Origin of the sequence: Citrobacter sp. CK198 (assembly GCF_030333295.1) — a bacterium.
Classification (GTDB): domain Bacteria; phylum Pseudomonadota; class Gammaproteobacteria; order Enterobacterales; family Enterobacteriaceae; genus Citrobacter_B; species Citrobacter_B koseri.
Genome location: NZ_JAOWGE010000023.1, coordinates 1 through 25,786 on the forward strand (window position 1 = coordinate 1; position 25,786 = coordinate 25,786).

The window sequence follows — 25,786 nt, forward strand, 5'->3', positions numbered from 1 at the left end:
ACCGCTGTCGTCAGCTTCACTCTCCACCAGAGTCTCTCCACGCCCTTTTTACTCAGTGTCGATATTGCCAGCAGTCTGCCTGACCTCACCGCCGTCAGTTTCCTCGAAAAAAACGCCACCCTGACCATCTGGCTGGGTGATATCCCGCAGCGCCACCTTCACGGCATCATTACGGGCATGGAAACCGGGGAAAACAACAACTGGCAGATGAATTACACCCTGACCCTTTCTCCCCCGCTCTGGCGCTGTGGCCTGCGCCAGAACTTCCGCATCTTTCAGCAGCAGGATATTCAGGCCATTTCCGCCACCCTGCTCACTGAAAACGGCGTCACCGGATGGGTGCCTTCCTTTTATGAGCCTCACCCGGCGCGGGAGTTCTGCGTTCAGTATGGGGAAACCGACCTCGGCTTTCTCACCCGGCTGTGGGCTGAAGAGGGCATTTTCTTCTTTGACTGGTTCCACCCTGTGGGGCCGGAACAAAAACTGGTGCTCTGTGATGACGTCGCCGGTGTCTCCACCCTCGGCTCCCTGCCCTTTAACCCGAATACCCGCGAAATCTCCACGGAATGCATCAGCGAGTTCCACTACCGGGCGCAGGTGCGTCCTTCATCGGTGGAAAACCAGGATTACACCTTTAAAACACCCGGATGGCCCGGCTGGTTCAGCCACCAGGCCACGAACCTGAACGGCCAGCGCACGCAGTATGAAATCTTCGACTGGCCGGGACGCTTCAAGGACGAGCAGCACGGTCAGGCTTTCGCCCGCTACCAGGCTGAAGGCCACCGGCATGATGCTGAAACCGCAGCCTGTGTGAGCAACTCCCCGAAACTGTGGCCCGGAAAACGTTTCACCCTCACCGGCCACCCTTCATCCACACTGAACCGGGAGTGGCAGGTGACAGGCAGTGTGCTGAAAGGGAAACAGCCACAGGCACAGCATGGCCACCAGGGTGAAGGCACCACGCTCAGTAACAGCCTGGACGTCATCCCGGCAGACCGGACATGGCGCTCCTCCCCGTTGCCCAAACCCTCCGTTGACGGCCCGCAGAGCGCCATTGTTACCGGCCCGGCTGGCGAGGAAATCTTCTGCGATGAGCATGGTCGTGTCCGGGTACGTTTTCACTGGGACCGCTATTGTCCGGGAAACGAAGACAGCTCCTGCTGGATACGGGTGTCACAGGCGTGGGCCGGGGCCGGATTTGGTAACCTCGCCATTCCGCGCGTGGGCCAGGAAGTGATAGTGGACTTCCTCAACGGCGACCCGGACCAGCCCATCATCATGGGACGCACCTACCACCAGGACAACCGCTCGCCGGGCAGTCTGCCGGGCACGAAAACGCAGATGACCATCCGCTCAAAAACCTACAAAGGCGGTGGATTTAATGAGCTGCGGTTTGAGGATGCGACTGATAATGAAGAAATTTTCCTGCATGCGCAGAAAAACATGCAGGTGAAGGTACTCAATAGTAAGGACGTGCGGGTTAATTATGACCGTACTGTCAGCATTGGTCATGACGAATCGCTGGTGGTGGCCAATGACCGGAAAGTGACCGTTGACGGGAAGCAGGATCACAAAACAACAAAAGACCATGTCAGTTTAGTGGAAGGTAGCCACGGTCTGGAAGTAAAAGGTGATCTGGCGCAGAAGATTGCTGGTGCTCTCGGTATCAAAGTTCAGGGCGATATTGTTTTGCAAAGCGACAGCAAAATCAGTCTGCGGGTAGGTGGTTCGTTTGTGGTGATACATGCGGGCGGCGTGGATGTCATGGGACCGAAAATTAATCTTAACAGTGGAGGCAGTCCGGGAACGCCGGTGGGGACACTGCAATCGACAGTGCTGGCGGATGAAGGGGACGATATGGTATCCGGACAGATTAGTGGAAACTCCGGCAGTGATAGTGGAGCCGGAAGCGGAGGAAACTCGGGGGGAGATAGTGAAACGAGTAACTCCAACAATCCAGAAAATCCAAAAGAGGTTAATCCAGATGTAATTACAACAGAAACAATGGTTGCTATGCCTGCTGATCGTGCCAGGAGAAAGATTGGTGTAGGCGAACAAGTTAACTTGACATGTAATAACGAAGTTTCTAATTGGTCTATGTCACCAAATGAGAGCGGAGAGTTGACAAAAACAGGTAGCAATACTGCTAGTTTTACTGCCTCTGATAAAGCAGTTGTGGTTACAGTGACCGCGACTACAGCCACTGGGACGATTGATATTCAATTCACTGTTGTAGAACCATCTGCCTTTGTGATGAATCGAAAATCAGGATCGCCATTACTTCATCACTATGGATACCCTGATTGTGGATGGTTAGGCAGGCCATATGTTGAACCTGTAGATGTTAACTTTTATGCTATTTTTATAAGGGAAAGAGATTCTCAGGCTACAGGGACTGGGCCTTACAGTAGTTTGACGGGACGGTGGCATGGAAATTATGCTACAGGTACTTCTGATTGGTTCCTAATTGATGCTCAAGAATACTCTCCTTACTTCGGAAGCACCTTGGATCCAAGTGTTTTTGATAAGATTTTTGCTACTATAGGCTCTAATGCAGGAACCAAACCGCCATTTACCCCTTGTGTTCTTTCTATGCCCATACAATGGGAGTGGACTATTGATAAAACGAAGATTTATAGTTTTCCTCAAACAGAGCAAAGACATGAAATTTCCACAGATGGCCGTTGTACAACGACTAAAACAGTACATCATGAAACTACAATATATACTGATCCAGATAGTGGTCTTCAGTTTATGCATCGTTAGTATAACCGCAATGGATAGTGAGAATAATATGGTGGATAATATCGATTCAAATCTAAATAACGTCAAAAACAAAATATCAGCATTCAAAGAAAATCCTGCACTTGAAGCTAATAATGCCAACTTGCGAGGTGCAATTTCTATACTGAACAATACAAATGTTTTGAAATTTGATTTAACACCATCTGAATTTAAAAAATATAGATTAGATGAGTTAAAATATCATATTGAAATTATTGAGTTGTTTGAAAAACACTACATTAAAAACTATAGATCAAGTAAACCTTATTACATGAATGTCATGCCTCCTCAAGGCGCAGTAGATGGACCTATATTTGGCACTGTAGATCCAGCTATAATTAAAAATAAAAAAACCAGGGAACAGTATAAATCAGATCTCGAAGAAAATAATAAAATTGGAAAAGAAATTGCATTCCAGGGAGAACTAACCAAGCTAAAATATGCTCTTGAAGCTCCAAACATCAAAATTGGTAGTATTGCCACAATTGAACTTTTCATCAAAAACAATTATACAAACGACTCATTTGATATAATTGAAATAAAAAAATCCATTAATGAATCAAAACTAGAGCCTCATATTAAGAATAAAATTCTTGATGACACAATTGGACATAAAAATTCCAACCAATAGAATAAATACGCCAAACAATACTAATCATTATATAATCCAACATTCATTTTCCTTGGTTGGAATAATAATTCAGATCGGTAAATTTAACGAATGGTACTTTGAGGATGCGACAGACCCAAAACAGGTGTATATATAAAAACAGGAAGTCACTTAAAATCGTTTGATACTATTCCAAACTAAATACTTTATAAACTTTTAAGTTCTTAAGGAGTTGATATGTCATTAGCTGCTAAACTTTCAGACAAAGGCATCCAGCACGATGGTTATCACGAAACCGTCATTACTGCGGGTTCGCCAACAGTTTCTATCGACGGGCTACCCGCTGCCCGTATGGGTGACCCGCTGACGCCCCACGACAAACCCAAACATCCTCCTCACCCACGAAAAATAGCCAGTGGTTCAGGTACCGTATTTATTGACGGCCTGCCTGCCGCCAGAACCGGTGATGCCATTGACTGCGGTGGCGTGGTTATCGGCAACGGTACAGTCAATATTGGCTGATATACAAGGCAAAGGTAATGAAATATTACTCTCGAATACAAACAAGCAATGCTCTATTAAGGAAGCCAATATACGGCATCATGCAAAAACAACAGTCTGCGTGAGTCACTCTCCTAAACTGTAGGCCCGGTAAGCATCAGCGCCACCGGGCCTTTTGCCGGATGGCGGCTAACGTCTTATCCGGCCTACAGCTAGTCCTGTCCCTTGTTACAGCCTTACCGAATCAATGTGCCAGATATTTTCGGCATACTCCTTGATCGTCCTGTCGGAAGAGAAATACCCCATATTGGCGATATTGAGCATCGCTTTCGCGGTCCACTCTTCGGGATGACGATACAATTCATCCACCTTATCCTGGCAATCAACATAGCTACGATAATCCGCCAGCACCTGATAGTGGTCGCCAAAGTTAATCAACGAATCCACCAGATCACGGTAGCGCCCCGGCTCTTCCGGGCTGAACACGCCGCTGCCGATCTGCGTCAGCACCTGGTGTAGCTCCGCATCTTTTTCGTAATACTCGCGCGGTTTATAGCCCTGCTTGCGCAGTTCTTCCACCTCTTCCGCCGTATTGCCAAAGATAAAGATATTCTCCGCCCCCACATGCTCCAGCATCTCGACGTTTGCGCCGTCCAGCGTACCGATGGTCAGCGCGCCGTTGAGCGCAAACTTCATGTTACTGGTGCCGGACGCCTCCGTACCCGCCAGCGAAATCTGCTCAGACAGGTCGGCGGCAGGAATAATGACCTGCGCCAGGCTCACGCTGTAGTTCGGGATAAACACCACTTTCAGCTTATCGCCAATCTGCGGATCGTTGTTGATCACCTTAGCAACGTCATTGATCAGGTGAATAATGTGCTTCGCCATGTAATAGGCCGAAGCCGCCTTACCGGCAAAGATATTCACGCGCGGCACCCATTCCGCCTCAGGATCTTCCTTGATGCGGTTATAACGCGTAATCACATGCAGCACATTCATCAACTGACGTTTGTACTCGTGAATACGTTTAATCTGCACATCAAACAACGCCTTCGGATTGACCACCACATTCAACTGCTGAGCGATGAGTATTGCCAGCCGTTTTTTGTTTTCCAGCTTCGCCTGGCGCACCGCGTGATTCACCAGCGGGAAATCGCAATGCTGCTGTAGTTCGCTTAGCTGGCTGAGATCCGTACGCCAGGTGCGCCCGATATTTTCGTCCAGCACCTCAGAAAGCGACGGGTTCGCCAGCGCCAGCCAGCGGCGCGGCGTCACGCCGTTGGTCACGTTGCAGAAGCGGGTCGGGAAGATACTCGCAAAATCAGCAAACAGCGACTGCACCATCAGGTTAGAGTGCAGCTCCGATACGCCATTCACTTTATGGCTCACCACCACCGCCAGCCACGCCATACGGACGCGACGACCGTTGGACTCATCGATAATCGACGCCCGCCCCAGCAGAGCAGTATCGTTGGGATACTGCTCCTGCAACGTTTTCAGGAAGTAGTCGTTAATCTCAAAGATGATCTGCAAATGACGCGGCAGGATTTTACCCAGCATATCCACCGGCCAGGTTTCCAGCGCTTCGCTCATCAGCGTGTGGTTGGTGTAGGAGAAGACCTGGCAGCACACCTCAAACGCATCGTCCCAGCTGAATTTGTGCTCATCAATCAACAAGCGCATCAGTTCCGGGATCGACAGCACCGGGTGGGTATCATTGAGGTGAATGGCGATTTTATCCGCCAGGTTGTCATAGGTTTTATGCAGCTGGTAGTGGCGGCTCAGAATGTCCTGTACCGTTGAGGAAACCAGGAAGTACTCCTGACGCAGGCGCAGCTCGCGTCCCGAATAGGTGGAGTCATCCGGGTAAAGCACGCGGGATACGTTTTCAGAGTGGTTTTTGTCTTCTACCGCCGCGAAATAGTCGCCCTGGTTAAATTTACCAAGGTTGATTTCGCTACTGGCCTGAGCGCTCCACAGGCGCAGCGTGTTGGTGGCGTCGGTATCATAACCCGGGATAATCTGGTCATAGGCCACCGCCAGAATCTCTTCGGTTTCAATCCAGCGGGCTTTCTTGCCTTCCTGCTGAATTCGCCCGCCGAAACGCACTTTGTAGCGCGTATTATGGCGTTTGAACTCCCACGGATTGCCGTATTCCAGCCAATAGTCCGGGGACTCTTTCTGCCGCCCCTCGACAATGTTCTGCTTGAACATGCCGTAGTCGTAGCGAATTCCATAGCCGCGCCCCGGCAGGCCCAGGGTCGCCAGCGAATCAAGGAAGCACGCCGCCAGACGGCCAAGACCGCCGTTGCCAAGACCGGGGTCGTTCTCTTCATCAATCAGTTCTTCGAGATCCAGCCCCATCGCTTCCAGCGCCCCTTTAACATCGTCGTAAATACCCAACGATAACAAGGCATTGGAGAGGGTTCGGCCAATCAAAAATTCCATCGACAGGTAATAGACCTGACGGGTTTCCTGCGACAGTTGAGCACGGTTAGAACGCAGCCAGCGTTCCACGAGGCGATCGCGCACCGCGAACAGCGTGGCGTTCAGCCATTCATGTTTATTGGCAATGACCGGATCTTTACCAATCGTGAACATCAGTTTGTAGGCAATAGAATGCTTAAGCGCTTCTACGCTAAGAGTGGGCGATGCATAAGTAAATGGAGCATTCATATAGGTGATTCCTGGATAACTATTTCAAGCGATAGTAAAGCTCGCGGTAAGACTTCGCCGCGACTTGCCAGCTAAAATCCATGGCCATAGCCTGCCGTTGCACAAACCGCCAGAGCGAAGGTCGGGACCACAACACGAAAGCACGCCGGATCGCCCGTAACAGAGACCAGGCATTACTATCTTCAAATACAAACCCACTGGCGATGCCGTCCGCCAGGTTTTCCAGCGAACTGTCCGACACCGTATCAGCAAGCCCACCGGTACGCCGCACCAGCGGCAGCGTGCCGTACTTCAGTCCGTATAACTGCGTTAAGCCGCACGGCTCAAAGCGGCTGGGCACCAGAATGACATCCGCCCCGCCCATGATGCGGTGAGAGAAGGCTTCGTGATAGCCGATCTGCACGCCCACCTGGCCTGGGTGTTCCGCCGCCGCCGCTAAAAATCCTTCCTGCAATACCGGATCGCCCGCGCCCAGCAGCGCCAGTTGCCCGCCCTGCTCCAGCAATCCCGGCAACGCCTCCAGCACCAGATCCAGCCCTTTCTGGCTGGTCAGACGGCTGACCACGGCGAACAGCGGCGCTTTGTCATCCACTTTCAGCCCCATCGCAATCTGTAGCTGGCGCTTGTTCTCCGCTTTCTCCTCCAGCGAATCACGCGTATAGCGCGCCGCCAGCAGCAGATCCGTTTCCGGGCTCCAGATTTTCTCATCCACGCCATTCAGCACGCCGGACAGACGCCCTTCCTGATGACGCTGACGCAGCAGGCCTTCCATCCCGTACGCGAACTGCGGCTCGGTAATTTCACGCGCATAGGTCGGGCTCACCGCCGTAATATGGTCGGCGTAATACAACCCCGCCTTCAGGAATGAAATCTGCCCGTTAAACTCCAGACCATGCATGTTATAGAACGACCATGGCAGTTGGATGTCATCCATGTGATGTGCATAAAACATGCCTTGATAGGCCAGGTTGTGTACGGTAAACACCGATTTCGCCGGACGCCCGCGCGCGGCCAGATACGCAGGCGCCAGGCCTGCGTGCCAGTCGTGCGCATGCACCACATCCGGGCGCCAGAATGGATCAAGCCCGCAGGCCATTTCACATCCCACCCATCCCAACAGCGCAAACCGCAGGACGTTATCGGTATAGGCGAATAAATTTGTATCGTGATAAGGGCTTCCCGGACGGTCATACAGATGCGGCGCATCAATCAGGTAGATTCCCACGCCGTTATAATGCCCGAACAGGAGCGTAATTCTTCCCGCAAAGGTATCGCGCCGGGTCACTACCTGCGCATCCGGGATGCCCCGACGAATATCAGGAAATGCAGGAAGCAGCACACGAGCATCCACACCATCCGCAATCTGTGCCGCAGGCAACGCGCCAATCACATCCGCCAGACCACCTGTTTTGAGCAGGGGGAACATCTCTGAACATACATGTAAAACCTGCATTATCGCTCCTGTTTGACCTGCAATTTGCGCAGCATTTCACGCGTGACCAGCACAATGCCTTCCTCTGAACGGTAGAAACGACGGGCATCTTCTTCCGCGTTTTCACCAATCACCATACCTTCCGGGATTACGCAGGCGCGATCGATGATGCAACGACGCAAGCGGCATGAGCGTCCAACCCAGACCTCTGGCAGCAGGACTGCCGAATCGATGTTACAGAATGAATTCACCCTCACACGCGGGAACAGGACGGACTGCACCACCACCGAACCGGATATAATGCACCCGCCGGAGACCAGCGAGTTGAGCGTCATGCCGTGGCTGCCGGAGCGATCCTGAACAAATTTCGCAGGCGGCAGAGACTCCATGTGCGTGCGGATCGGCCAGTCCTGATCATACATGTCGAGTTCCGGCGTCACCGAGGCCAGGTCGAGGTTGGCTTTCCAGTAGGCTTCCAGCGTGCCCACATCGCGCCAGTAAGGTTCAGATTCGGGATCGGACTGCACGCAGGACAGCGGGAATGGATGCGCATACGCCATACCGGCTTTGGTGATTTTTGGGATGATATCTTTACCGAAATCGTGGCTGGAGGTGTCGTCTTTGTCGTCCTCCTCCAGCAACTCATACAGATAATCGGCGTTGAAAATGTAGATCCCCATGCTGGCGAGAGATTTCGTCGCGTCGCCAGGCATGGCTGGCGGATTCGCCGGTTTTTCAACAAACTCGATGATCTTATCGCTCTCGTCCACCGCCATCACGCCAAACGCGGTGGCCTCTTCAATCGGCACCGGCATACACGCCACGGTGCAGCGCGCTCCTTTTTCGAAGTGGTCGATCAGCATGCGCGAGTAGTCCTGCTTGTAGATATGATCGCCCGCGAGGATCACCACATATTCCGCTTTATAGCGACGAATGATGTCCAGGTTCTGGGTCACGGCATCCGCCGTTCCACGATACCAGTTTTCACCCTGCATCCTTTGCTGGGCGGGAAGCAGGTCGACGAATTCGTTCATCTCTTCGCTGAAGAATGACCAGCCGCGCTGAATATGCTGTACCAGAGTATGAGACTGGTATTGCGTGATCACGCCAATACGGCGGATCCCGGAGTTAATACAGTTGGATAAGGCAAAATCGATGATGCGGAACTTACCGCCAAAGTGCACGGCAGGTTTGGCACGTTTGTTGGTTAAATCTTTCAGGCGTGTACCACGGCCACCGGCCAGGATCAGGGCAACAGATTTTAATGGCAGCTGGCGCGCCAACATTACACGATCGTTCTTCTCTAAACTCACCATGACTAACTCCTTTTTTATCATCTCTGGAACACACACAGTCCGTGCGCAGGTCCCTGCCAGACAGCCGTAATCACCGGATTATCCTCTCCAGCGAATGGGGGAATAGCGTGCCACTCCCCTTCAGGTAAAACGATATCTGTCACCTCAAGCGTGGCGTTTATCGCGATAAGGAAGCGGTCTGAAAGCAGGATCTGCATCTGTTTCGGCCCGTTTTCCCACTCGCCCGCGCTTAAGGGCTCTGCATTTTTATTCAGCCAACGAACATTGCCGTCATTTTCTTCCCACCAGCGATTTCCCACTAATGCCGGTATCTGCTGGCGAAGATGAATCAATGCAGCGGTAAAGGTGGTTAGCCCACTGTTTGCCTGCTGCCAGTCCAGCCAGGTTAATGCGTTATCCTGGCAGTAAGCGTTATTGTTGCCGTGCTGGCTATGGCCGTGTTCATCGCCCGCCAGCAGCATCGGCGTTCCCTGAGAGAGCAACAACGTGGTCAGCAGGGCGTGAATGCTGTCGCGCCGCCGTTCAATCAGATCCAGCGTGCCGCCTAATCCCTCTTTACCATGATTATCACTGTAATTGTTGTTGGTGCCGTCCCGATTTTCCTCACCGTTCGCCTCATTGTGTTTCTGATTGAAACAAACACAGTCGCGCAGCGTAAAACCGTCATGCGCGGTGATCAGATTGACGGACGCATTGGGCAGGCGATCGTGGCGTTTAAACACATCGCTGGAACCGGCGAAACGTCCGGCAAACTCACCGAGGGGCAGATTGCGTTGCAACCAGAAGCGGCGGGCCGCGTCACGGAAATGGTCGTTCCACTCGGCAAACGGCGGCGGGAAATTCCCCACCTGATAGCCGCCTTCGCCGATATCCCAGGGCTCAGCAATGAGCTTCACGCTCGACAATACCGGGCAATTGTTGATGGCGGTAAACAGCGGCGCATCCTGACGGAACGCCGGGGTGCGCCCCATCACGGAGGCCAGATCAAAACGAAAACCGTCCACATGGCATGTTTCAACCCAGTAGCGCAGGCACTCGCACGCAAACTCCACCACACCGGGATGGCTCAGATTGAGGGTGTTGCCGCAGCCGGTCCAGTTGTGATAGTCGCCATCCTCCTTGATCCAATAATAGCTACGGTTGTCGATTCCGCGCAGGGAGAAGAGCGGCCCGTCGAGATCCAGCTCCGCGCTATGGTTCAGCACAATATCAAGAATGACTTCAATACCGGCTTTATGCAGCGCTTTGATGGCATCGCGAAACTCATCCAGCGCCGTTTCCGGGGAGCAGGCATAAGCCGGATGCAGCGCGAACATCGCCACCGGGTTATAGCCCCAGTAATTCGACAGCCCCAGGCGCTGTAAGCGCGGTTCACTGGCAAAATGCGCCACCGGCAACAGCTCCAGCGCGGTAATGCCCAACTGCTTGAAATACGCGATCATCACCGGATGGCCCAGCGCCTTCCAGGTGCCGCGAATCTCTGACGGGATCGCCGGATGCAGGTACGTCAGCCCCTTCACATGCGCTTCGTAGATGACCGTGTTGCCCCACGGCGTGCGCGGCGGGGCGTCATCTTCCCAGTCATAGCGGTCGACGGTGACAACGCATTTCAGGGCAACAGCGGCATTATCACGATGGTCCGGCTCGTCGTACCCGCCGTGCAGCAGCGGGTTATCCTTCAGCTCCCCTTCAACGCGGCGAGCGCAGGGATCGATAAGCAGTTTTGCCGGGTTAAAGCGGTGCCCTTGCGCGGGTTGCCACGGGCCGTGTACGCGATACCCGTAGCGCAGGCCGGGTCTGGCGTCGGCAAGGTAGCCGTGCCAGACATCGCCGCTGCGCCCCGGCAGGTCATACCGCTGCTCATTGCCGAGCGCATCAAACACGCACAGTTCAACGCGCTCTGCATGTGCCGAAAAAAGCGTGAAGTTGACGCCATGACCGTCATACGTCGCGCCATGCGGTGTCGCTTTGCCGGTTGCCAGTTGCGTCATTCACCCTCCCGCACAAGCCAGATGGTGGCCAGCGGCGGCAGCGTCAGACTCAATGAGTGCTGGCGGCCGTGGCTGGCGATCTCGTCGCTGTGCACCACCCCGCCGTTGCCGGTATTGCTGCCGTGGTAGTGCATGGAATCGGTATTCACAATCTCCCGCCATTTCCCTGGCTGATTGATGCCAAAACGATAGTCATGGCGCGGCACCGGGGTAAAGTTGCTGGCGACGATGATTTCATTGCCGACTTTATCGCGGCGGACAAAAATCAGCACCGAACGTTCGTTATCATCCACCACCAGCCATTCAAAACCGTAAGCGTCAAAATCAAGTTCATGCAGCGCTTTATGGTGGCGATAGGTATGGTTGAGATCGCGCACCAGCCGCTGTACGCCGTGGTGCCAGTTGTCGCCGCCTTCCAGCAGATGCCAGTCAAGGCTGGCATCGTGGTTCCACTCGCGCCCCTGGGCGAACTCGTTGCCCATAAACAGCAGTTTCTTACCGGGGAACGCCCACATCCAGCCGTAATAGGCGCGCAGGTTGGCGAATTTCTGCCAGGCGTCGCCAGGCATACGGTCGAGAATCGATTTTTTGCCATGCACCACTTCGTCATGCGACAGCGGCAGGACAAAGTTTTCGGTGTAGTTGTAGAGCATGCCGAAGGTCAGCTTATCGTGATGATACTGGCGATGAACCGGGTCCAGCTTCATGTAGTCCAGCGTGTCATGCATCCAGCCCAGGTTCCATTTGTACCAGAAACCCAGTCCGCCCATATCCTGTGGTCGGGACACGCCAGCGAAGTCAGTGGACTCCTCGGCCATGCTCACCGCGCCAGACACCTGCTCGCCCAGAATACGGTTGGTATTGCGTAAGAACTCAATGGCTTCCAGGTTCTCACGCCCGCCGAACTCGTTGGGGATCCACTCACCTTCTTTGCGGCTGTAGTCGCGGTAAATCATCGACGCCACGGCGTCTACACGCAGCGCATCAATGCCGAAACGCTCAATCCAGTAAAGCGCGTTCCCGACCAGATAGTTGCTGACTTCACGGCGCCCGTAGTTATAGATAAGCGTGTTCCAGTCCTGGTGATACCCTTCACGCGGGTCGCTGTGCTCATACAGTTTGGTGCCGTCGAAATCCGCCAGACCAAAATCATCCGACGGGAAGTGGCCCGGCACCCAGTCAAGAATGACGTTCAGACCCGCCTGATGAGCGGCATTGATGAAATAGCGGAAGTCATCGCGCGTGCCGAAACGGCGGGTCGGCGCATACAGCCCGGTCGGCTGGTAGCCCCAACTGCCATCAAAGGGATGTTCATTAACAGGAAGCAGTTCGAGGTGGGTAAAGCCCATCCATTTTACGTATGGAATAAGCTGATCCGCCAGTTCGCGGTAGCTCAGCCAGAAATTGTTATCGGTATGACGACGCCACGAGCCCAGATGCACTTCATAGATGGAGACAGGCGCATCGAACCGGTTGGCTTGTTTGCGCTCTTCCGTCTGCACCACTTTTTCCGGTAGACCGCAGATCAGCGAGGCCGTTTCCGGGCGCATTTGCGCTTCAAATGCATACGGGTCGGCTTTGATTCTCAGCTTGCCATGCGCATCGATCATCTCGAACTTGTACAACTGACCGTGTTGCGCGCCGGGAATAAACAGCTCCCAGATACCGCTCTCTTTGCGCAGGCGCATCGGGTGGCGGCGACCATCCCAGTAGTTGAATTGCCCAACGACGGAGACGCGCTGGGCATTCGGCGCCCAGACGGAAAAACGGGTTCCAGTAACGCCGTCCATTGTGTCGGCATGTGCGCCCAGCGTTTCATACGGGCGTAAATGCGTGCCTTCAGACAGTAACCAGGCATCCATTTCCTGGATCAGCGGGCCAAAACGGTAAGGATCGTCAATCAGATTCTGCTGTCCATGCCAGACAACAGCGAGCTGATAGCGAAAGAAATTTTTGCGTCGGGGGAGCACACCGCTAAAAAAACCGCGTGAGTCGATACATTCCAGTTTGCCGACTTTACGTCCGGTTTTCGGTTCAATCACCCACACTTCGGTGGCATCAGGCAATAGGGCGCGGACTTCCAGTCCCGCGGTGGTTTGGTGCATACCAAGTACGGAAAAAGGGTCCGCAAAATGGCCCGCAATTAGCGCATTAATCACGTCTCTATCGATACGATCGGACATGGCTGTCTTCCTGTTTTATGGTGTCACCCCTTCCAACTGATCTTCGACATCAGGTTGTGACACTTCTTTGACCTGAACGGCGCAGCACCAATGTGCATCCTCTCTGCCCCGTCCCACCTTCAGGCTAAGGCTTAATACCTCCGGTATTAAGACACCCTTAAAGAATAGCCAATGCTTTATCTTACTCCTGGTAAATATTGGAACATCTGCGCTTACTCCTGTATTACGCAAAAAAAAGGGTGACTCAGCACCCAACATTTAAACTCTGTTTTTTTTTGCCGGATGGCGGCGATGCGTTATCCGGCCTGATGATTCACGTTATTGGTGGGCCTGATAAGCATCGCGCCACCAAGCCCACCACAATTACGCCAGCTGACGCAGCATACGGCGCAGCGGTTCTGCCGCGCCCCAAAGCAGCTGGTCGCCAACGGTAAAGGCGGAGAGGAACTCCGGCCCCATGTTCAGCTTACGCAGGCGGCCAACCGGCGTGGTGAGCGTGCCGGTAACGGCAGCCGGGGTTAACTCACGCAGGGTAATGTCACGATCGTTGGGTACCACTTTCGCCCACGGGTTGTGCGCGGCCAGCAGTTCTTCCACGGTCGGAACAGACACGTCTTTTTTCAGTTTAATGGTGAACGCCTGGCTGTGGCAGCGCAGCGCGCCGACGCGCACGCACAGACCATCCACCGGGATCACGGAAGAGGTGTTGAGAATTTTGTTGGTTTCCGCCTGGCCTTTCCACTCTTCGCGGCTCTGGCCGTTATCGAGCTGTTTGTCGATCCACGGAATCAGGCTGCCCGCCAGCGGTACGCCAAAGTTATCAACCGGCAGGTCGCCACTGCGGGTCAGGGTCGTCACTTTGCGCTCAATGTCGAGGATCGCGGAAGAAGGCGTCGCCAGCTCATCGGCTACGTGACCGTACAAGTGGCCCATCTGCGCCAGCAGTTCGCGCATATGACGCGCGCCGCCGCCGGACGCCGCCTGGTAAGTCGCAACAGAAACCCAGTCCACCAGGTCATTAGCAAACAGACCGCCCAGCGACATCAGCATCAGGCTGACGGTACAGTTACCGCCGACGAAGGTTTTAATGCCGTTGTTCAGGCCGTCGGTAATGACATCCTGGTTAACCGGATCAAGAATAATGATGGCGTCGTCTTTCATGCGCAGCGAGGATGCCGCGTCAATCCAGTAGCCCTGCCAGCCGCTTTCACGGAGCTTTGGATAGATTTCGTTGGTATAATCGCCGCCCTGACAGGTCACAATGATATCAAGCGCCTTCAGCGCGTCGAGATCAAAGGCATCCTGAAGTGTGCCGCCGGGCGTACCGCCGAACGTCGGCGCTGCCTGCCCAAGCTGGGAAGTAGAAAAGAAAACAGGGCGAATGGCATCGAAGTCGCGCTCTTCAACCATGCGTTGCATGAGTACAGAGCCGACCATACCGCGCCAGCCGATAAAACCAACATTTTTCATAGCGTTTTTTTCCTGCAAAGATGTGTGCTGTGTATGCAAACCAGTGTCCTACTGGTTCTTCCTTCACCATACAAAAAGCAGCCAAAGTCGCAAGTGAAATTAATCAATGATAGCGAAGCCATCAGTAATGCGACTTATCCCGCTTCCTAAGCAAGCAGAAAGTCCGCAGTAATTATCAGGGAATTTGAGTTATGAATGAAATCATTTCAGCGGCAGTTTTATTGATCCTGATTATGGATCCACTCGGAAACCTGCCCATTTTCATGTCCGTACTGAAACATACCGAACCAAAGCGCCGCCGGGCGATTATGGTTCGCGAGCTGTTTATTGCGCTTTTACTGATGCTCATTTTCCTGTTTGCGGGCGAGAAAATTTTGGCCTTTCTCAACCTGCGGGCGGAAACCGTGTCGATCTCCGGGGGGATTATTCTGTTCCTGATCGCCATTAAGATGATTTTCCCCAGCGCATCAGGCAACAGCGCCGGACTCCCGGCGGGCGAAGAACCGTTTATCGTACCGCTGGCTATCCCTCTGGTGGCGGGCCCGACTATCCTGGCGACGCTGATGCTGTTATCGCATCAGTATCCGAACCAGATGGGGCATCTGGTCATCGCTCTGCTGATCGCCTGGGGCGGCACGTTTGTGATTCTGCTGCAATCGTCGCTGTTCCTGCGTCTGCTGGGCGAGAAAGGGGTTAACGCGCTGGAACGTCTGATGGGGTTGATTCTGGTGATGATGGCGACCCAAATGTTCCTGGACGGCATTCGGATGTGGATGAAAGGCTAGCCGGGTGGCGCTTACCCGGCCTACGGTGTGGATATGTGCTCACTTGCAGGCCCGGTAAGCAGCGCGCCACCGGGCAACAAGACTCAGCTCAGAAGCTGGAACGCAATCATACCGACAATCGCGCCGACGGTGCCGAGAATGGTTTCCATCATCGTCCAGGTCTTCAGCGTTTGCGCTTCGGTCGCGCCAGTGAATTTACCGAACAGCCAGAAACCGGCGTCGTTTACGTGGCTGACCACGATAGAACCGCCCGCGATACAGATAGACAATGCCGCCATCTGCGCGCCGGAGAAGTTCAGTTGTTCCACCACTGGCATCACCAGCCCCACCGCCGTTAAGCACGCGACGGTCGCGGAACCCTGAATGATACGCACCGCTGCCGCCAGCACGAAGCAGGTGATAGCAATCGGCAAGCCCATACCGGTTAACGCTTCGCCCAGCGCCGGGCCAACGCCGGAATCCACCAGAACCTGCTTGAACACGCCGCCTGCGCCAATCACCAACAGAATAATGCCCGCCGGTTGCAGCGCCTGACCGCAGATCGCCATGACTTTATCTTTCGCCATCCCCTGACGCACCGCCAGGCCATAGATTGCCACCAGGCACGCCACCAGAATCGCGGTGAACGGGTGGCCGATAAACTCAAACCATTCGTAAGCGCTGGAACCTTCCGCGACAAAGCGCGCGGCGATCGTTTTCAGCCCTACCAGCACCAGCGGCAGCAGGATCAGCGAGAGGCTGAAGCCAAACGACGGCATTTTACCTTCGCCCAGATGCGGTTCGGTAATGTCGTCCGGGACGTGCAGTTCCACATAGCGGCCAATGAAATTACCAAACAGCGGCCCGGCGATGATCATGCCAGGGATTGCCGCGCACAGGCCAATCAGGATCATCCAGCCAAAATCAGCGTGCATTTGGGACGCCAGCAGCATCGGCGCAGGCCCGGGCAGCAGAAACGCCGCAGCCGCCGCCACGCCCGCAAACAGCGGAATGACCAGTTTCACAAGGTTTGTTCCGGTATGGCGCGCCATAGAGAATGCGACGCTGATCAGCAGCACAATGGCGACTTCAAAGAACAGCGGCAGCGCGCAAATCAGCCCCGCCAGACCAATCGCGTAATGCGCGCGGCTGTGGCCGAAAGATTTGAGCATTTTGACAGCAATCTGATCGACTGCACCCGTCTCATGCAAAATTTTGCCGAACATGGCGCCCAGTGCGACGACAATCGCCAGGAAGCCAAGCGTACCGCCCATCCCTTTTTCCATCGTCGCCGCGATTTTATCGAGCGGCATACCGGAAAAGAGACCTGCGCCAATAGACACCACCATCAAAGCAACGAAGGCGTGCATACGCGCCTTCATCACTAAAAACAGCAGCAGTAAAACAGAACCTACTGCTGTTAAAACAAGCGTTAATGTACTCACTACTTACTGCCTTTGTTAATGACCTCAATGGTGCTTGCCACGACACCTTCCAGCGGCTGATCGATATTCACCACCAGTACATCGCTCTCGTCAGCGCCCGGCTCTTCCAGCGTGTCAAACTGAGTTACCAGCATCTGCGTTTTAAAGAAGTGGCCTTTACGTGCCTTCAGGCGGCTTTCGATAACGTCAAAATCCCCTTTCAGGTAGATGAAAGACAGGTTTGGGTTACCGTCGCGCAGCAGGTCGCGATAGTGTTTTTTCAGTGCGGAACAGACAATCAGCGATACCTTATTGGTTCGCTGCATCGCAAACGCCGCATCGTTCAGCGCCTGTAACCACGGCTTGCGGTCGTCGTCATTCAACGGCTCGCCGGAGGCCATTTTCATGATGTTGCAACGCGGATGGAGAAAATCGCCATCAAGAAACGCGGCATGCAGCTGATGCGCCACTTCGCTGGCGACAGCGGATTTGCCACTGCCTGATACGCCCATCAGAACGTAAATGTGGTGATCATGGTTAGTCGTGCTCAAAGTGGTGCCCCCACAGTACAAGGATCAGGAATTGTTACGGGTAACTGTTATCGGTAACATTGTCCGACCGGACCAGAATAGAAGCAATATCCATTCGTGGCAGAAGTGAATAAGTGTGAGCTACTTCAAATTTGTTGGACTAAATAGATCCACCCGGTGACAAGGTGAAACCTAAATCTAACATTTTAGGCGTCACCGCTTCACCGCGTATGCGCGCCAGCAGGCGCTCTGCGCCGATACTGCCCATCCGCTCACGCGGCGTGAGTACGCTGGCCAGACGCGGTTCCATCACCTGACCAATGTCGTGGCCGTGGAAACCGGCAATCGCCATATCATCAGGAATTTTGAGCCCTAAACGCTGGCATTCGAACGCCGCCCCGACGGCAAGGTCATCGTTGGTACAGAAAATACCGTCCAGTTGTGGGTATTCACGTCTTGCCTGGCGGATTAACTCAATCCCGGAAGAGTAAGACGACGATTGCTCCACCATCACGCTGTAGGGCACCAGTCCGGCGTCCAGCATGGCCTGTTCATAGCCCTTCTGTTTGATGATAGTACGTTCGTCGAGGCGCGCCCCCAGATAGGCGATATGACGATGGCCGCGCGCGATAATCGCGGCGGTCATCTGACGCGCGGCTTCAAAGTTGTCAAAACCGACGGCGATATCGAGGCATGGAGATTTGCTGTCCATCAGCTCCACCACCGGAATGCCCGCGACTTCAATCATTTTGAGCGTGCGCGGCGTATGGGTACGTTCAGTGAGGATTAGCCCGTCAATGTTCCATGACAGCATCGACTCCAGACGTTCCTGTTCCATTTCCGGCTTATAGCCGTAGTGCGCCAGCATCGTCTGGTAGCCGTGGGCATCGGTGACGGTCTCAATTCCGCGTAACACCTCGGCGAAAACCTGGTTGGTTAACGACGGCAGCAGAACGCCCACCGCACGGCTGGTCGCGTTAGAAAGAATATCGGGAGCACGATTGGGAATGTAACCCAGTTCATCAAGTGCAGCAGCGATCTTGCCCCGCAGCGCGACGGAGACCTGCTCCGGGTTACGCAGAAAACGGCTGACCGTCATTTTGGTCACGCCTACGCGGTCAGCCACATCCTGAAGTACGGGTCTTTTCTTTTTCATCGTCCTGAAAGGCATAAAAGGGATAGATTTCCCCAGTTTACCACGGACGTGCATGAACCTTCGCAGAGAAAACTAAGGTTGTTTTTGTATTGTGAGAAATACACTAAATCATTCGAGTTGCATCAAGGCGGCGACGCAGTGACAAATTCGTCAGGAACGAATTTGAACAACCGAAGGTTGCCTCTGGTGAGGGACAAGGATGTCCCTCATTAAATCCCCGGAAGCGTACATCGAGTACGCGACCGGAGTAAGCCAGGAAGCCAACAAAGATGCGGCTTGAAGGATGACGTGTATTTTTAAACTGGCGGCAGGTCGAACAGTAACACTTCGCTATCGCTGTCGGCATGGATGGAGATCGCCTGCTCATCCCAAATCGCCGGACCATCGCTGGTAGACGCTTTGGTGCCGTTAATGGTGACGTTACCTTTCACCACCTGAATCCAGATGCGGCGTTCGGCGGAGATCTGGTGTACAGACTGTTCGTCTTTCAGCAGCGCCCAACGGTACAGTTCCATGTCCTGATTCACTTTCAGCGAACCGTCGCGCGCATCCGGCGACAGCACCAGCTGTTTGCCCTGTACGGCGTCAAAACGACGCTGCTCGTAACGCGGCGTAATCCCGTTTTCCTGCGGCATAATCCAAATCTGATACAAACGCAGGCGGTCGGTATTGCTCGGGTTGTATTCCGAGTGACGAATGCCCGTCCCGGCGCTCATTATCTGGAACTCACCGGCAGGAACCTGCTCTTTGTTACCCATGCTGTCCTGGTGTTCCACTGCGCCTTCCAGCACATAGGTCAGGATTTCCATGTCTTTATGCGGGTGCGTCCCAAAGCCCTGACCTGCTTCAATAACGTCATCGTTAATCACGCGCAGTGCCGAGAAGCCCATAAAGTTAGGGTCATAGTAGTTTGCAAAAGAGAAAGTATGCCAGGAATCCAGCCAGCCATGATTCGCATGACCACGGTCGTTTGCTTTGCGTAAGTAGATCATTGTATTCACCCCCCAGATGTTTTCGATGGAGTAAGTGTGAACCCAATCCAGACGGGATCATAGAGGGTGAAAATTGACTCCTCTGTTCAAAAATTATGAACAAGCCCAGAGGCGTTGATTTTGTTTATTTCGCAAGGGTTACTGTGGCCGGAGACGCCTGTTCAAACGCCCGCTCAAGGATCTCAAGGTTGGTGAGAACGTCAGATTCCTTGACGTAATTCGGCACGCCATGCGTAATGGTCTCGAACAGGGCGTCATAAACGCGGCCATAGTCGCCGACCTCCGGTTTCATCTCTTCTTTCACCGTCACGCCTTCGTCATTAACGTATTCCAGCAGGCCGACAGAATCATCCGCCGCAAACCCCGGTTCACCGGGCATGATATTGGCCTTCAGGCTGGTTTCCTGCTGGTCGATGCCGTACTTCACAAACGAGCCTCTGGTGCCGTGAACGATAAATTTCGGGTAATCGATCTTCACTAAATGGCTGGTTTTAACGATGGCTTTCAGATCGCCGTAAAACAGCTGCGCTTCGAACGTATCATCCGGGTTGGCTTTATTGCGCAGGCTGCGGATGTCATAAGCCACATGGTCCGGGCGTCCGAACAGCGAAATAATTTGATCCATCGTATGCACGCCGAGGCCATAAAACGCGCCGTCCTGCGGCAGGCCAGGTTTGGTTTCCGCAACCGGTCGGTAGTAATCAAAGTGGCTTTCAACTTCAACAATCTCGCCCAGTTTGCCGCTCTCAATCGCTTTTTTGGCGGTCAGGAAACAGGAGTCAAAGCGGCGGTTCTGGTACGGCGTGACGGTCAGCCCTTTGCTCCGCGCCAGTTCGAACAACACTTTCGCCTCGGCAAGCGTTGGCGTAAACGGTTTTTCCACCAGCACGTTTTTTCCCGCCTCCAGCGCGCGCCGGGCGTAGTCAAAATGGCTGTCCGCATGGGTACAGACGATCACCAGTTTTACCTGCGGATCGTTCAGCACTTCATCAAGATCGCTGGTGAAGTGAATATGCGAGTAGATCGGCGCCTGCTCCTCCGGCTTCGCGTGACGGCGGAAGATATGCGCAACATGCCAGCTGCCTTTACGGTTAAGAACATACGGCAGATGGTAGCGGGTGGTGCTTTTACCAAAGCCAATAAATGCGCAGTGTAAGGTCATGGGAGTGTCCTTTTTGAAAGGTGATTGCATACACCATAGCGCAAACAACATGTGGGAAATAGCGGTGAAACGATCGTAGGCTGGATAAGCATAAGCGCCATCCGGCGTCACAAGAGCCATTGCCGGATGACGGCGTTGCCTTATCCGGCCTACAGCCTCAAGATCGGTCGTCGGCGTCGCGGTCAGATCGTAGGCCGGATAAGCATAAGCGCCATCCGGCATCACAAGCGCCATTGCCGGATGACGGCTTTGCCTTATCCGGCCTACAAAACTGACCAGCAAACCAGCCCGAAACTGAGCCAAAAAAAAAGCCAGCACCCGGCTGGCTAAAGTAATACTGGAAGCAATGTGAGCAATGTCGTGCTTTCAGGTTCTCCGCAAGGGTCTCCCTGAACGCAGAGCAATAATAATCATTCTCATTCGCACTTGTCCAATACTTTTTACAAAAAATGCAGTTGACTCCGTTTTTAAAGTCAATGATGTTTAAAAGGACTTTTAACCTGCTAAGGACACAGAAATGAGTGAGATAGTGATACGCCACGCGGAATCAAAAGATTACGACGCAATTCGTCAGATCCATGCCCAGCCGGAGGTGTATCACAACACGCTACAGGTTCCTCACCCTTCCAGTGCGATGTGGCAGGAGCGGCTAGCCGACCAGCCCGGCATCAAACAGCTGGTCGCCTGTATTGACGATACTGTCGTTGGACATCTCACCATTGCGGTCATCCAGCGTCCGCGCCGCAGCCATGTCGCCGATTTTGGCATCAGCGTTGATGCGCAGTGGCAAAACCGTGGGGTCGCCAGCGCGCTGCTCCGTACCATGATCGACATGTGCGATAACTGGCTGCGCGTGGAGCGTATCGAGCTAACGGTATTTGTCGATAATGAACCCGCCGTGGCGGTCTACAAGAAGCATGGTTTTGAGATTGAAGGCACCGGCAAGAAGTACGCACTGCGTAACGGTGAGTATGTCGACGCATACTTTATGGCGCGGATGAAGTAATTTTCGCCTCCCCTCTCTCCTGGAGGGGGGAATATCCCGTAATTAAAAGTAGTCCTGCCCAATTCAGAATATCCTCAATAATATTTGGCTAAAGTGAAAACATTTATTAACTCTGTATACGAATCTGAGAATAGAGCGTAAACAGATAATAAAGAAAGGATTCACGGCTAATACATTTAGCATGCCGTTATTAAAGGATAAGGTAATAATGGGAAATATTGTCTACCTGACAATTGCAGGGGAGCTGCAAGGTGCTATTTCCGATAGATGTGGAACGATAGCCTCAGTGGGCAACCGATGGCAAACCGGACACGAGGATGAAATTTTCGTATTTTCACTCTCGAATAGCATAACTAGCACTGGTAAAGGTTCTCAACTGCATGGACTGCGATTTTGTAAACTGATCGATAAAAGCACGCCATTGTTTGTTAATGCTATTAACAACAACGAGCAGTTGTATATGGAGTTTTATTTCTACCGCATCAATAGATTCGGTAGATGGGAGAAGTATTATTATATTCAACTGCGGGGAGCATTTCTATCAGGTATTCAACACCAATTCAGCGAAAATAATTTAGATACAGAAACAATAACCATCAGCTATGAATATATCCTCTGCAAACACCTTATTGCCAACACTGAGTTTAGCTACCTGGCGTTGCCCGAGAACTACAACCGCCTGTTTATCCCCCCGGTCAATCCAGGATTGAAAACCCTCAACAGTAAAGCTGTCGGCCGACTGCTTGCCGCAGGCGGCGTTTACAATGGGAATATAGAGGGGTTCAGGGCCACTGCGGATAAATTAGGTGGCGATGCACCTGCTGGTTACGAGCAGGTGCTTAATGAAAAAACAATTGGACTGGGTATTGCTGCTGCATCTATACTCTTTGCAAGAAAACAACCCAACCTAAGGCAGTTAGAGGAATTAAAAAAGGTTAAATGGGTTGATGAAAATGCAGGAATGAGTCAAAGAGCAAGAAATTATAACGATTCAGCTACTGGTGCTCGTTCAAACATTAATACTCAAAAAGGTCAAGCACCAACCATAGATAGAACCGATACAAAAAATAATAGCAGGCCGGTTCGCTTTGATGGAGTTGATGGAAATGTAATGATAGACAGGAAGATATCTGTAGTTACAACTCAAAAAGCTAAAGATCAAGCAATAAGACAGTCCGAGGCATTGAACAATAACAAAATGACAGGACGTTGGGAAGTACCAAATCAAACTCAAGCAAGTCGCGCACAAAAGATGTTTGATGAATTGGGAATCAAAAATATAGAGGTGAAAATTGTTAAAGAACAGTGAAGTGAAACTTGCAAAAATCATTGTCGATCTGGCTATATTTTTGGAGTTTACCAGCCCTGATTTGCTTGATCCTGACTGCGCTGTAGAAGCAATGGAAGGTATTTCAGCTGAACTGCAATCCTTAAACCATGAAGATAGAGACAACATGGCTAATATATTTAAAAATTTATCAAAAAAATATACAAGTGATAAAGCAGAATATGTTAGAAACCTTCCAGAATCATTGGGAATTATCTAATGCATCACAAAAAAACACCTTTGAAAAGGTAAAGAGCAATAAATAAAAATCAAATAGTTATATATGACAATAACTATAATTGAGTTTAACGTATTGAAAGTTATGGCAGAAAAAGACATTAACTGGAACTGGATGGTTCTGGATCGTACCCTTGCTACCAGAAACATTCCTGGATTTAGTAACGTTGCTAATATCGTAACTATTCTGGTTAATCACGGATTAGTTGATGTCGTATACGGTAAGGACAAATCAAGACCACGCTACAGAGTTTCCCAAAATGGTTTTGACTTCCTTAAAAATCAACAACAACTTCTTTAGCCTTGAATTTTATAATCCTTCCCAAAATTATGTCTAATAAGTCAAGCCCCCTTCCACCGAAGAGGGCCGTTATCCTTAGTATCCCGCCGTTAGATCATCGACTGAGCGCGGGTCAGACGCGCCGTACAGCGAACCATCCGGCCCGACCATGATGCTCTGGGTGCTGCCCATCGCCTCTTTCAGCGCGACTTTTTGCCCACGCTGTTCCAGGAGTTTCAGCGTATCCGGGCTAAAGCCCTTTTCCACGCGCAGCTCATCCGGCAGCCACTGATGATGGAAACGCGGTGCGTTGGTCGCCTCAGCGACATTCATCCCGAAATCGATACTGTTGACCACCATTTGCAGCACGGTAGTAATAATCCGGCTACCGCCAGGGCTGCCTGTCACCAGCCAGGTTTTGCCGTCTTTCACCACAATGGTCGGCGACATTGACGACAGCGGACGTTTCTTCGGCCCTACGGCGTTAGCATCGCCGCCCACCAGACCGTAAACGTTTGGTACGCCAGGTTTCGCGGAGAAGTCATCCATCTCATTGTTGAGCAGAATTCCGGTGTTTCCCGCCACAATCCCGGTACCAAACGTGGTGTTCAGGGTGTAGGTAACGGCCACCGCGTTGCCGTCTTTATCCACCACCGAGAAGTGGGTGGTCTGATTGCTTTCATACGGCGCCAGTTTACCGGGGCGAATCTCGCTGGACGGTTTGGCTTTATTGATATCTATCTGATCGGCAATGGATTTCGCATACGCTTTACTGGTCAGCGCCTGCCACGGCACCTTCACAAAATCCGGGTCGCCGAGATACTCCGACCGATCGGCATAGGCATATTTCTCCGCTTCAGCCATTATCTGCATGGCATCGGCGCTGCCAAACCCGTATTTCTTCATGTCGAAGTTTTCAAGGATATTGAGGATCTGCACGATATGAATGCCGCCGGAGGACGGAGGCGGCATCGAAAAGACCTGATACCCGCGATAGTCGCCGCTAATCGGCGTGCGTTCTACCGCTTTGTAAGCCGCCAGATCCTCTTTGGTGATAAGCCCCCCGTTCTTCTGCATCTCCTGTGCGATCTGGTCGGCTATTGCCCCTTTGTAGAAGGCATCCGGGCCATTCTCAGCAATCATCTCCAGACTTTTCGCCAGGTTTTTCTGCACCAGCTTGTCGCCCTTCTTCAGCGGTTCGCCGTCTTTCCAGAAAATAGCCTTGCTGTTTTCATAATTCGGCAGCACCTCACTACCGTAGGTTTTCAGGTCATCCGCCAGCGCATCGTTGACGACGAATCCCTCATCCGCAAGTTTCATCGCCGGGCGTATCACTTTGTTGAGCGGCAGGGTGCCGTATTTCTCCAGCGCCAGCGAGAATCCGGCCACGGTGCCCGGCGTACCGGTCGCCAGGTGCGACGTCAGCGATTTTTTACTGTCAGGATTGCCCTGATCGTCCAGGAACATATCGCGGGTGGCATTGGCTGGCGCCATTTCGCGGAAGTCGATCGCCGTGGTGTTCCCGTCTTTGGTGCGCAGCAGCATAAAACCCCCGCCGCCGAGGTTCCCCGCCTGCGGATGCGTCACCGCCAGCGCATAGCCAACGGCAACCGCCGCATCGACGGCATTTCCCCCTTGCTTAAGGATATCGACGCCGACCTGGGTCGCCATCGCATCCACGGATGCCACCATCCCCTGCTTCGCACGAACAGGGTGGAAAACATCCTCTTCAACACCGTATGACACCGGAGGTGGCGCAGGCGGCGCGGCAACAACACTAAAACAACTTCCTGAGAGCAGAGCAGCAATGGCTACCCGGCGCAAAAACGTCGGTTTCATCATCGTTATTCTCCAGAGATACGGGGTCAGCCCCCCACTAAGCCTGGTGCATAACTCTGAAATAATCATCGTTGCGGCGGGAAAGGAGTAAACTTAATAGATCCCC

19 protein-coding genes and 1 pseudogene are annotated in these 25,786 nt (G+C 52.8%); 8 read left to right on the forward strand and 12 right to left on the reverse strand.

The genetic code is table 11. The features are described from left to right. The 3 genes and pseudogenes from OGY62_RS02515 to OGY62_RS02525 all read left to right on the forward strand — a co-directional run. A pseudogene (locus tag OGY62_RS02515) lies at positions 1–1,962 on the forward strand (type VI secretion system Vgr family protein); the annotation flags it as partial. A gap of 832 nt (positions 1,963–2,794) precedes the next feature. Next, positions 2,795–3,415, forward strand: coding sequence for a hypothetical protein (locus tag OGY62_RS02520; RefSeq protein ID WP_214319290.1), 621 nt, complete (start codon positions 2,795–2,797; stop codon positions 3,413–3,415). A 216-nt stretch (positions 3,416–3,631) separates the two neighbouring features. Further along, positions 3,632–3,916 (forward strand): type VI secretion system PAAR protein, encoded by a 285-nt coding sequence (locus tag OGY62_RS02525; protein ID WP_214319288.1) that lies wholly within the window; start codon positions 3,632–3,634, stop codon positions 3,914–3,916. Between the two features lie 207 nt (positions 3,917–4,123). Here the strand turns inward: OGY62_RS02525 and glgP are convergent, their stop codons facing one another. The 6 genes from glgP to asd all read right to left on the reverse strand — a co-directional run bounded on the left by glgP (position 4,124) and on the right by asd (position 14,963). Then, positions 4,124–6,571, reverse strand: a complete 2,448-nt coding sequence (gene glgP, locus OGY62_RS02530) for a glycogen phosphorylase (protein ID WP_049012094.1) — start codon at positions 6,569–6,571, stop codon at positions 4,124–4,126. Between the two features lie 19 nt (positions 6,572–6,590). Further along, complete coding sequence (gene glgA, locus OGY62_RS02535; RefSeq protein WP_012135534.1) at positions 6,591–8,024, reverse strand: glycogen synthase GlgA; 1,434 nt, start codon at positions 8,022–8,024, stop codon at positions 6,591–6,593. Beyond that, the gene (gene glgC, locus OGY62_RS02540; protein WP_024131017.1) at positions 8,024–9,319 is read right to left on the reverse strand and encodes a glucose-1-phosphate adenylyltransferase; all 1,296 of its coding nucleotides are present in this window, start codon (positions 9,317–9,319) and stop codon (positions 8,024–8,026) included. Before glgC ends, glgA begins: the two co-directional genes overlap by 1 nt. Positions 9,320–9,336: 17 nt before the next feature. Next, positions 9,337–11,310, reverse strand: coding sequence for a glycogen debranching protein GlgX (gene glgX, locus OGY62_RS02545; protein WP_286458997.1), 1,974 nt, complete (start codon positions 11,308–11,310; stop codon positions 9,337–9,339). Further along, complete coding sequence (gene glgB / locus OGY62_RS02550; RefSeq protein ID WP_012135537.1) at positions 11,307–13,493, reverse strand: 1,4-alpha-glucan branching enzyme; 2,187 nt, start codon at positions 13,491–13,493, stop codon at positions 11,307–11,309. The genes glgX and glgB overlap by 4 nt, the downstream gene beginning before the upstream one ends. Before the next feature lie 363 nt (positions 13,494–13,856). Beyond that, positions 13,857–14,963 carry an aspartate-semialdehyde dehydrogenase gene (asd, locus tag OGY62_RS02555; protein WP_012135538.1) on the reverse strand — a complete coding sequence of 369 codons (1,107 nt, stop codon included), beginning with the start codon at positions 14,961–14,963 and terminating at the stop codon, positions 13,857–13,859. 191 nt (positions 14,964–15,154) lie between these two features. On the opposite strand from asd, the gene yhgN reads away from it, so the two are divergent. Further along, a complete protein-coding gene (yhgN, locus tag OGY62_RS02560) occupies positions 15,155–15,748 on the forward strand; it encodes an NAAT family transporter YhgN (protein ID WP_012135540.1) in 594 nt (197 codons plus the stop codon). 83 nt (positions 15,749–15,831) lie between these two features. On the opposite strand, the gene gntU is transcribed toward yhgN, so the two are convergent. From gntU to OGY62_RS02585, 5 genes are all read right to left on the reverse strand, one after another. Then, a complete protein-coding gene (gntU, locus tag OGY62_RS02565; protein ID WP_047460635.1) occupies positions 15,832–17,172 on the reverse strand; it encodes a gluconate transporter in 1,341 nt (446 codons plus the stop codon). Then, positions 17,172–17,702 (reverse strand): gluconokinase, encoded by a 531-nt coding sequence (gntK, locus tag OGY62_RS02570; RefSeq protein WP_024131019.1) that lies wholly within the window; start codon positions 17,700–17,702, stop codon positions 17,172–17,174. Before gntK ends, gntU begins: the two co-directional genes overlap by 1 nt. A 139-nt stretch (positions 17,703–17,841) precedes the next feature. Further along, a complete protein-coding gene (gene gntR, locus OGY62_RS02575; protein ID WP_024131020.1) occupies positions 17,842–18,837 on the reverse strand; it encodes a gluconate operon transcriptional repressor GntR in 996 nt (331 codons plus the stop codon). 296 nt (positions 18,838–19,133) lie between these two features. Beyond that, entirely contained in the window at positions 19,134–19,829 is a 696-nt protein-coding gene (yhhW, locus tag OGY62_RS02580) for a quercetin 2,3-dioxygenase (protein ID WP_286458999.1), read from the reverse strand. A gap of 124 nt (positions 19,830–19,953) precedes the next feature. Continuing rightward, the gene (locus OGY62_RS02585) at positions 19,954–20,991 is read right to left on the reverse strand and encodes an oxidoreductase (RefSeq protein ID WP_049012101.1); all 1,038 of its coding nucleotides are present in this window, start codon (positions 20,989–20,991) and stop codon (positions 19,954–19,956) included. Positions 20,992–21,508: 517 nt separating this feature from the next. Between OGY62_RS02585 and yhhY the strand changes: the two genes are divergently transcribed. The 4 genes from yhhY to OGY62_RS02605 all read left to right on the forward strand — a co-directional run bounded on the left by yhhY (position 21,509) and on the right by OGY62_RS02605 (position 23,862). Continuing rightward, on the forward strand, positions 21,509–21,997 hold the full coding sequence (gene yhhY / locus OGY62_RS02590; RefSeq protein ID WP_071259337.1) for an N-acetyltransferase: 489 nt from the start codon (positions 21,509–21,511) through the stop codon (positions 21,995–21,997). 208 nt (positions 21,998–22,205) lie between these two features. After that, complete coding sequence (tssD, locus tag OGY62_RS02595) at positions 22,206–23,306, forward strand: type VI secretion system tube protein TssD (protein ID WP_286459001.1); 1,101 nt, start codon at positions 22,206–22,208, stop codon at positions 23,304–23,306. A 1-nt stretch (position 23,307) separates the two neighbouring features. After that, positions 23,308–23,544 (forward strand): hypothetical protein, encoded by a 237-nt coding sequence (locus tag OGY62_RS02600; RefSeq protein WP_223849110.1) that lies wholly within the window; start codon positions 23,308–23,310, stop codon positions 23,542–23,544. 63 nt (positions 23,545–23,607) lie between these two features. Further along, a complete protein-coding gene (locus OGY62_RS02605) occupies positions 23,608–23,862 on the forward strand; it encodes a MarR family transcriptional regulator (protein ID WP_110493711.1) in 255 nt (84 codons plus the stop codon). Between the two features lie 75 nt (positions 23,863–23,937). Here the strand turns inward: OGY62_RS02605 and ggt are convergent, their stop codons facing one another. Beyond that, positions 23,938–25,683, reverse strand: coding sequence for a gamma-glutamyltransferase (ggt, locus tag OGY62_RS02610; RefSeq protein WP_049009224.1), 1,746 nt, complete (start codon positions 25,681–25,683; stop codon positions 23,938–23,940). Positions 25,684–25,786 lie beyond the last annotated feature (103 nt).